Raw genomic sequence first — 8,169 nt, 5'->3', positions numbered from 1 at the left:
GCTTCGTTCATCCAACTCGCCGATGTCCTCTGGGGCTTGACGCCCCGTCCGACGTTTCAAACTCTAGCCGACCCTCGCTCCGAAAAGCGAATCCGACCGCAATCCGATAAAACGCGCACACCGATTCAACACCTGACCGCAACGCGACAACGCGAAACGGCCGGCGAGGACCGGGAAGTGATGGTTCAGAGGATTGGCCGCCCCGGGACCGTCCGCGCAGTTGCGTGTCCGGTGCTCCCAGCCGAGCGACTGGGAGACACTACCCCTATTCGGCGCCCGAGACAAATGCCCAGCCCGGACCACAGTGCGGCGGCGCCCTCCCTTCTCCTGCCGCTATCGAATGCCGCCGGCCACCGCCAGCCGTGCGGCCTCCGCCAGACCGTCCCGCCATGGTTCACCGTGGCCCGGCAGGACCGTGTCGATCTCGTATTCGGCAACCTTCTCCAGGGAGGCCAGCGCCGCCTTGCTGTCCTGGGTGAAGGCCTGGCAGATGACGCAGGGCCCGACGCGGCCGGCGACCGCGTCGTTGGTGACCAGGGCGTCGCCGGTGAAGGCGAGGGAGGCCTCCGGGAGGAGGTAGCTGGTGCTGCCGTGCGTGTGCCCTGGGGTGTGCACCGCCAGGGGCAGGCCGGGGACGTCGAGTCGGGTGTCGTCCGCGAAGGTGCGGAGCTGCCGGACCGCCGGTGTGCGGAGCGCACCGCCCCGAGCCAGATGCAGTGGTGCCCGCAGGCCGCTCGGGCGGCGGACCGCGTAGCCGAGGAGGGAGCGCTCGGGGCGCCAGACCTGGTTGAGGCGCCGTGGTTCGGCCAGGATCGGCGCGTCGGACTCGTGTACCCAGACATCGGCCCCGGATTCCACACGGACCCGCTCCGCGAGGCCCACGTGGTCCGGGTGGCCGTGAGTGATCAGGACCGCCGCGATGTCGGTGACGGGTCTGCCGAGACCGCGCAGTGCCCCGAGCAGGCCGTCCCAGTGCGCCGGCAGCCCGGCGTCGACCAGCACCAGAGCCGGGCCGGTGTCGACGAGGTAGAAGTTGACCAGGTCGTCGCCCAGCCGGTGCACGGTGGGCATCGGGGACTCGGTCGGGGACTCGGTCGAGGACTCGGTCGAGGACTCGGTCGAGGACTCGGTCGAGGACTCGGTCGAGGACTCGGTCGAGGACTCAAAGGCGCTCATCCGAATCACCGGCCCAGCTGCATGGTGGTGGCGGGCAGGGCCGCGACGCGCTCGGCGCCGAGCAGTCGCGCCGCCGTCCGGGCGCCCGGGGGCGGGCCATCGAGCAGCGTGGCCGCGGTTGCGGCGGCCAGGGCCGCGGTGAAGGCGAATCCCTCTCCCGTACTCAGCTCGGCGACGTGCCGTCGGCCGTCCCCGGCGGTGAGTTCCGCGTAGGCGTAGGAGCGGCCGTCCGTCCCGGTGCCCCCGCGCGGAGCGGCGTACGCGGTCACGTCGGGCGCGCCGCCGGCGTCGCGCGCTGCCTCCAGATCTCCGGTCGGCACGGGGATCACCGTCCGGCCGACGCCGCCGAAGGTGAGCGTCGTGGCGCCGTCGCCGAGCCGGAAGCGGACCAGCTCGCCGGCCCGGTAGACGGTGGCACCCTCGGCCGCGGCCTCGGCCACCGTGGCGCGGACGCCCTCCGTGTCGTACGCGGTGGTGGCGGCCGACGCGACGACCACGCGCGCCGGGTCCGCCATCCGCTCACGCAGGGTCAGCACCAGCGCCTCCGTGGCGGCCGGTCCGAAGCCGGCCCCGGTGACGAGCGCGACGCCCCGCTCGCGTGCCTCGGCGTCGCGGTCGAGCAGGGCGCGCACGGCGGCCCGCTCGTTGGCGAGGTCGACGTACGCCGTGCCGGCGTCGAGGCAGGCGCTCACCACGGGCGGGGCCAAGCGGGTGAACGGGCCGACCGTGTTGACCAGTACCTTTCCCGCCCGGGCCGTCGCGGCCAGCGCGGCGTGGTCCGCGAGGTCCGCGGCCAGAACGGTCACCGCCGCGCTGTCGAACCGCGCAGCGATCGACGCCAGTCGGCCCGCGTCCCGGCCGACCAGCGTCACCGTCCCACCCTGCTGGACGAGCTGTCCGGCGATCAGGTTGCCTGTGGTGCCGGTGGCGCCGAGAACGACGAAGTCGGATCGCATGATCGTGCTCCTTCCGCCCGAACGGGCTTCCGTCGATGACGGGACAACGATGACACAACATCGATGTCGTGTCATCAATGTCGTGTCATTGATATTCTGGCCCCACACCCGCTCAACCGATGGACGAAACGAAGGGCAGCCCGTGACCGCCGACCACAGCCGCACCACCCGGGCTCCGCAGGACGAACTGCGCTACCTGCTCCTGGCCGCCCAACGCGAGGGCAGCCGCCGGCTCGGCGACGCCCTGCGCCACCTGGGCCTCACCCCCGCACAGGCCGAGGTGCTCGACGTCCTCGCCGCGCACCAGCCGGTCACCCTGGCCGCCCTCGGGCGCCTGCTGGTCTGCGAACAGGGCAGCCCCAGTCGGCTGGTCGACTCCCTGGTCCAGCGCGACCTGGTGAGCCGGATCCCACACGAGCAGGACAAGCGCGCCGTCCTCATCCAGCTCACCGACGCCGGACGCACCCTGGCTGCCCAGCTCGGCGACGCCACCGCACGCCTGACCACCGAGATGGCGGCCCGGCTCACGGCCTCGGACGTCGACACCCTGACCGCCCTCCTGCACACCCTCCTCGACGGCACCGACGCCGCCCGGGCCATCCGCAGCCGATACCCGCACTGAGCGTCCCCGGACGGCGAGTCCGACGTGAACGGGCCGGGGTCGTGGCGAGTGCATCCGCCACGACCCCGGCCCGGGGCTGTCCGCTACCCGACCAGGCGCGCCACTACCTGAAGAGGCGGTCGCCGCTGTTGGCCATGCGGTGGGTGGAGCTGTGGCGGTTCACCCAGTCACGGACGAGGTTGACGGCGTTGGCGCACTGCCAGTTGTCGTCGTACTCCCGCACGCCGGTGAAGGCGCCGTAGCCCGCGATGATGCCGTCCACGTGGGCGTCGCCCAGCAGCTCGTCGACGTACCACGGGTCGTTGTACGTGGTCGTCCAGGACAGCGTGGCCGCGAGCTTGCCGGCGGCGCGGTCCGCAGCGCCCTTCTTGAGTTCCGCGCACGTGTTGTACGTGGCTTCCGGGCAGTTGCCGAAGCCCTTGGTGATGTCGCTGTCTCCGTAGTCCATCGCCCGGTGACCGGCGGGATCCCGGAACCGGACCGGTTGAAGGCGTTTTCGGCCTGGTCGCGGGTCCCGGTCGTCGTCATGCCCTCCAAGGGGCCGAGCTTGCCCTCCAGGCTCGTCCAGCCCCTGCCTCCGACGTCCGGGGTGTTGCCGCCGTGGTACTCGTAGAAGCCGTAGAGCACCTGGATCCCGGCGGCCGTCAGCCGCTGGGCCTTGTCACGCAGTCCGGCGACGCTGCACCCGCGGTTCGGCTGCTCCCCGCACCGGCAGCATCCGTCGGCCCGCACCGCGCCTGAGGTGAGTGGTCGAGAAAGGTACTCCTTCTTGTCGATGTCCTGAAGTGGACATGTCCACATCACCAACTGTACGTTGCCGAACGGCAGATGGTCGTTAAACGGGGCCGGCTGTCCGCAATCCTCGCCTGAGTGGCCAACTGGCCGATGGTGCACTGACAGTGAGTGTCCATCAGGTGCGTTTGAAGAACTCCACCTCGGCCAGGGCGATGGCCCGGCCGGGGCCGGTTCCGGCGGCCTCGCGGACGGTGAGCTTCACCTGGACGACGTCGCTGATCCCGGTCGCCACGGTCTGCGGGCCCGGCTGGTCGTTGAGCGTGATCTGTTGCCGGTGCACCTCCCCGTCCGAGGCCGTGACCTCCAAGGCCAGGACGACGGGACGGGCCTGCTGCTGGTAGCGCTGCGGGTCCGCGGAGTCGCCGGTGTGGACGATCAGGTCCACCAGCCGGAACGGGGTGCGGAAGCCGAAGGTGACGGAGTCCCCGATCGCGGGTGCGCCCCAGTAGGTGTTGGTGAGGCCGTCGTCGGCCGCGGTCGCGGGATGGCCCTCGACCGCGGCGCTCGCCGAGGTCTGGGCCGGGGTGATCGGCGCGGTGCTGCGGAGCTTGTCCAGCACGTCCTGGAAGACGTCCTTGCCGACCGGGTAGAGCAGGATCCCGCCGACCACCACCGCGACCAGCACGAGCAGCGCGATGGTGCGGCGCAGCGCGTTGCCCGAACCTCCCATCCGCACCCGGCGCCGGAACGGCCAGCGGGTACGCCACCACGGCAGCTTCGGCGGGGCCGCGGTGTCGGTCAGCGGTGCCGCGCAACGGCGGCAGAAGCGCCGATCGGGCAGGTTGGGCGTGCCGCACCGGGGGCAGGGCGGGCCGTCCTGGGCCTCGTCGGCCGCGGACGCCCGGACGACCGGGCGTGGTGCGACGGGCTTGGCGGGCTGCACGGCCACCGGATCGGCCTGCGGTTCGGGGGCCGGAGCCGCTTCGGGATCCGGTCTCGGAGCCGGTTCCCGGGCAGAGATCGGGGCCGGGGTCGGTTCGGGCGCCGGAGCCGGAGCCGGAGTTGGAGCCGGAACCGGAACCGGCCGCACGCGGATGGAGGTCGAGCTCGGAGGCTCGGCCTCCGCCGGGACCGCCGGCTCCTCGTCGGGCGGGGTCGGCGTTTCGACGGTCGGGGCGGGCGGCTGCTCCCTCCTGGCGCGCGTCACCCGTCGCGACACCGCGCGCCAGGTGGACTCGGTGCGCGCAGTCTCGGGAGCAGCGGGCTCGGCAGGCGCAGCGGGCACAGCGGGCTCGGCAGGCGCAGCCGGTGCAGCGGGCGCAGGCGTAACACGCTCAGCGGGTGCAGGTGCAGGTGCAGGCGCGGGCGAGGGCGCCGCCGCGGGTCCGGCAGTCGGAGCCGCCGTGGCGGCGGCGCCGCGCGACCACCCCAGGTACGCACCGCAGTTGCCGCAGAAGTCGTCCCCCTCCCCGTTGGCCGTTCCGCAGTCGGGGCACACCGGCATCCGTCAGTCCTCCACTCGCCCGGGTGGGCCGGGCAGGATCTCCACCCGGCAGGTCAGGTGGACCGGGCAACCCGCCCTGACGACGGACAACACCTGGTCCTCGTCCAGCCCCGGACCGTCCAGGGGCCAGACCCGGATCAGCACCTCACCGCTCAGCGCGGGGAGCGGCGGGGCGGCACCGGGGACGGTCGACCAGGAGACGCCGCCGCCGTCCGTGATCTCGGCACCGGCGCCCAGCACCAGGCGCAGCCGCTCGGTGAGGCCGCGCCGGGTGCCGCGCCACCGGTGCAGTTCCACCGCGCGCTCGACCACCGCGCGGCGCACCTCCTCCGGCCACGCCGGGTCGATGTCCACCGCGACCCAGGACGCCAGCCAGCCGAGGAAGTCGGCCGGCGCGAGGCGGGGCTGGAAGTAGGCGGGCAGGTTGTCCAGGGTGGCGAAGACCGGGGCGAGGACGGTGTCCAGGCCGGCCGTGAACCGCTGGGCGAAGTCGTCGTCGGCGAAGAGCGCGGGGAGCAGCTCGCCGATCGGGTGCGGACTGGGCAGTCCCGGGACGGCGGCCCTACTCATGCGCCCACCTCGCTGCGCTCGGTAGGGGCATTCGCCCACACGCCCCTCTCAATTATTCGCTCTCCCCCAGCCTTCGGCTGGGGGCACCCCCATCGCTCGCTCATGCGCCCCACCTCGCGATCACGAACTCGCGCCGCCCACTCATGACTGCCCGTCCTCGGCCGCCGCCGTGACCACGACCTGGTGCTGGTGCGAGAAGACCAGGGCGTCCGGCGGCACTTCGACCCGCTCGGCGGGCGCGCCCCGGCGCCCGGTGATCGGGTCCGCCGGGAACAGCCGAAGCTCCTCGACCCCCGCGACGGCGGCCACCCGCTGGAGCACGGCGAACACCTCCCCGTACTGCACCGCCCGGCCGAACGGCCAGCCCTTGCCGTCGGCGCCGCCGCGCAGCGGGTTGAGGTACCGGTACAGCGCGGCGAGCACCGCCTCGCGGACCCGGTCGGGGTCCGCGGCGCGGGTGGTGAGCCGGGCGACCACCGTCACGCCCTGGTAGGCGGGGGGCTGCACGAGGATCCGGGTGCCGATCAGCCGCCGCTCGTCGAGGGCGGTCGCGACGGCGGCCAACACCTGTTCGTCGGGGATGAGTTGCTCGAACCGCAGCCGGTCGCCGTCGTCCGCGACCGCGTCGGGGACCACCAGCACCCGTACCGCCCCCGCATCGCCGCCGGCGGCGGGCACGCAGCTGATCCGGGCGGCGGACGGCGCGGCCTGCCGGGCGATCAGCTCGAAGTCCCCGGCGGTGACGGCGCGTTCCTGCAACCGCAGCTGGTGCGGGGCGCGCAGCTTGGCGTTCTCCACGGTCTCGCCGTCGACCCCGCCCCTGGCCGCCTCGCGGTTGTCGACCCGGGCGATGTACGGGACGGAGCTGCGCAGCACCGTGATGGTGCTGCGGGCGACGTTGCCGGCGATCCCGCCGCCGGTGCGGTAGTGCGGGACGCGCAGCCGCGCGCCCTTGGGCGGCACGGCGCCGAAGGCGCGCAGGCTGCCGTCGGGTTCCCGTACCGCGGGCGGGAAGAGGAACTCGCCGGTGGTCGCGTCGAGCACCACGTGCCGGTCGGTGGGCGAGGAGTCGCCGAAGTGCTCGACGACCGTCCACCGTTCCCACCCCTCGCCGGCCGCGACCTCCACCGCCGGCGGACCGCCGTCCAGCAGGACCGGCGGGCGGGCGAGCCGGAAGCGTTGGCCCGCGACGCCCTCGGAGGAGCCGAGCGGCGCGTCGGTGACGGTCTGCGCGTGGACGACGGTCGCGGTGCCGCCGACCGTGAACACCTCGGCACGGCGGATGGTGGGGGACTCGGAGTAGAACGGCTGGCCGGGCTGCGGCTCGGTGACCCTGCAGCGCAGCCAGCCGGCCCGTCGGCCGGCGACCACCGACGCGGTGTGTCCGGCGGGCACGAACACCACCACCTCGCCGGGCCGGTTGAGGCCGCCGGTGGTGTCGCTGCCGGTCTCGCAGCCGATCCAGCGCGCGCCGTCCCACACCTCCCAGGCCAGCGGCGGCTGGCGCGGGTCGACGCCGACGCCCTCCACCCGGCTGTCCAGCCGGACGACCAGGATGCAGCGCGGCACCACGGCCGGCAGGGCGAAGAGCATGGCGTCGCCGGCCATCGGGCGTGGCTGGAAGCACGGCACGTCCGCGCCGTCGGCCAGCCGGGCCGTGCGGTCGGACTGCTCGCCGGAGGCGGAGACGGTGACCAGCCGGTCCAGCGAGCTGGGCACGATCGGCAGGTCGTCGGCGGTGGAGAAGACCACCGCGTCGTCGGTCTCGGTCCGCAGGGTGGAGACCTCGGTGCCCGCCCGCAGCAGGACGGTCTCGGGCTGCGGGGCCGAGAGCCAGAAGTCGACCTCGGCCCGGGCCGCGGCGGGCGGGAAGAGCCGGACGCCCAGGAGGTCGAGGAAGGCGGAGTAGTTCTTCTCCGGTACCCGGTTCAGCCGGTAGAGCAGCTGGTCCACCAGGTAGGCGAAGGTCTCGATGAGGGTGACGCCCGGGTCGGAGACGTTGTGGTCGGTCCACTCCGGCGCGCGCTGCTGGACGTACCGCTTGGCCTCGTCGACGAGTTGCTGGAAGCGCCGGTCGTCCAGGTTCGGGGAGGGCAGGGCCATCAGTTCGCGCCTCCGTCCGCGGCGGCCGGGGACTCCGGGATGGTGTAGAAGGGGAAGACCAGGTTGCGGCGGTCGTTGGTGGCGCGCACCGTGTAGTGGACGTCGATGTAGAGCGTGCCCTCGTCGACGCTGTCGTAGGCGATCACCACGTCGTCGACCTCGATCCGCGGTTCCCAGCGTTCCAGCGAGATGCGCACCTCGCGCGCGATCCGCCCGGCGGTGGTGCTGTCGCCGGGGGCGAAGACGTACTCGTGGATGCCGCAGCCGAACTCCGGGCGCATCGGCCGCTCGCCGGGGGCGGTGCCGAGGATCAGCCGGATGGCCTCGGCGAGTTCCCTGTCCCGGTCCACCATGCCGATGCCGCCGGTGGCGTTCACCCGCAGCGGGAAGGCCCAGCCACGGCCGATGAAGCTGCTCCCGCTCATGCGCCCACCTCGCTCCGCTCGGCAGGGGCATTCGCCCACGCGCACCTCTTGATGATTCGCTCTCCCCCAGCCTTCGGC

Annotated in this window: 8 protein-coding genes; 1 reads left to right on the top strand and 7 read right to left on the bottom strand. The window is 73.2% G+C overall.

All coding sequences use genetic code 11. The features are described 5' to 3' along the window. Window positions 1–333 precede the first annotated feature (333 nt). Both ACIRYZ_RS42430 and ACIRYZ_RS42425 read right to left on the bottom strand, forming a co-directional pair. Window positions 334–1,176, bottom strand: a complete 843-nt coding sequence (locus ACIRYZ_RS42430) for an MBL fold metallo-hydrolase (protein ID WP_402954005.1) — start codon at window positions 1,174–1,176, stop codon at window positions 334–336. Between the two features lie 5 nt (window positions 1,177–1,181). Then, window positions 1,182–2,132, bottom strand: a complete 951-nt coding sequence (locus tag ACIRYZ_RS42425; protein ID WP_402954004.1) for a saccharopine dehydrogenase NADP-binding domain-containing protein — start codon at window positions 2,130–2,132, stop codon at window positions 1,182–1,184. Window positions 2,133–2,274: 142 nt separating this feature from the next. Between ACIRYZ_RS42425 and ACIRYZ_RS42420 the strand changes: the two genes are divergently transcribed. After that, window positions 2,275–2,754, top strand: coding sequence for a MarR family winged helix-turn-helix transcriptional regulator (locus tag ACIRYZ_RS42420; protein WP_387628470.1), 480 nt, complete (start codon window positions 2,275–2,277; stop codon window positions 2,752–2,754). Window positions 2,755–2,857: 103 nt separating this feature from the next. Here the strand turns inward: ACIRYZ_RS42420 and ACIRYZ_RS42415 are convergent, their stop codons facing one another. The 5 genes from ACIRYZ_RS42415 to ACIRYZ_RS42395 form a co-directional block, all read right to left on the bottom strand. Continuing rightward, the gene (locus tag ACIRYZ_RS42415; RefSeq protein WP_402954003.1) at window positions 2,858–3,202 is read right to left on the bottom strand and encodes a hypothetical protein; all 345 of its coding nucleotides are present in this window, start codon (window positions 3,200–3,202) and stop codon (window positions 2,858–2,860) included. Window positions 3,203–3,664: 462 nt separating this feature from the next. Next, complete coding sequence (locus ACIRYZ_RS42410) at window positions 3,665–4,438, bottom strand: NADase-type glycan-binding domain-containing protein (RefSeq protein WP_402954002.1); 774 nt, start codon at window positions 4,436–4,438, stop codon at window positions 3,665–3,667. 558 nt (window positions 4,439–4,996) lie between these two features. Next, the gene (locus ACIRYZ_RS42405) at window positions 4,997–5,563 is read right to left on the bottom strand and encodes a phage tail protein I (protein WP_402954001.1); all 567 of its coding nucleotides are present in this window, start codon (window positions 5,561–5,563) and stop codon (window positions 4,997–4,999) included. Window positions 5,564–5,704: 141 nt separating this feature from the next. Beyond that, window positions 5,705–7,666: a putative baseplate assembly protein gene (locus tag ACIRYZ_RS42400; RefSeq protein WP_402954000.1), complete on the bottom strand. Its 1,962-nt coding sequence runs from the start codon at window positions 7,664–7,666 to the stop codon at window positions 5,705–5,707. After that, window positions 7,666–8,091: a GPW/gp25 family protein gene (locus ACIRYZ_RS42395; RefSeq protein ID WP_393038521.1), complete on the bottom strand. Its 426-nt coding sequence runs from the start codon at window positions 8,089–8,091 to the stop codon at window positions 7,666–7,668. Before ACIRYZ_RS42395 ends, ACIRYZ_RS42400 begins: the two co-directional genes overlap by 1 nt. Between the last annotated feature and the right edge of the window lie 78 nt (window positions 8,092–8,169).

Source organism: Kitasatospora sp. NPDC101155, assembly GCF_044768305.1.
Taxonomy (GTDB): Bacteria; Actinomycetota; Actinomycetes; order Streptomycetales; family Streptomycetaceae; genus Kitasatospora.
The sequence above is the reverse complement of the archived record's forward strand: the minus strand, read 5'-3'. Positions and strand labels throughout refer to the sequence as shown.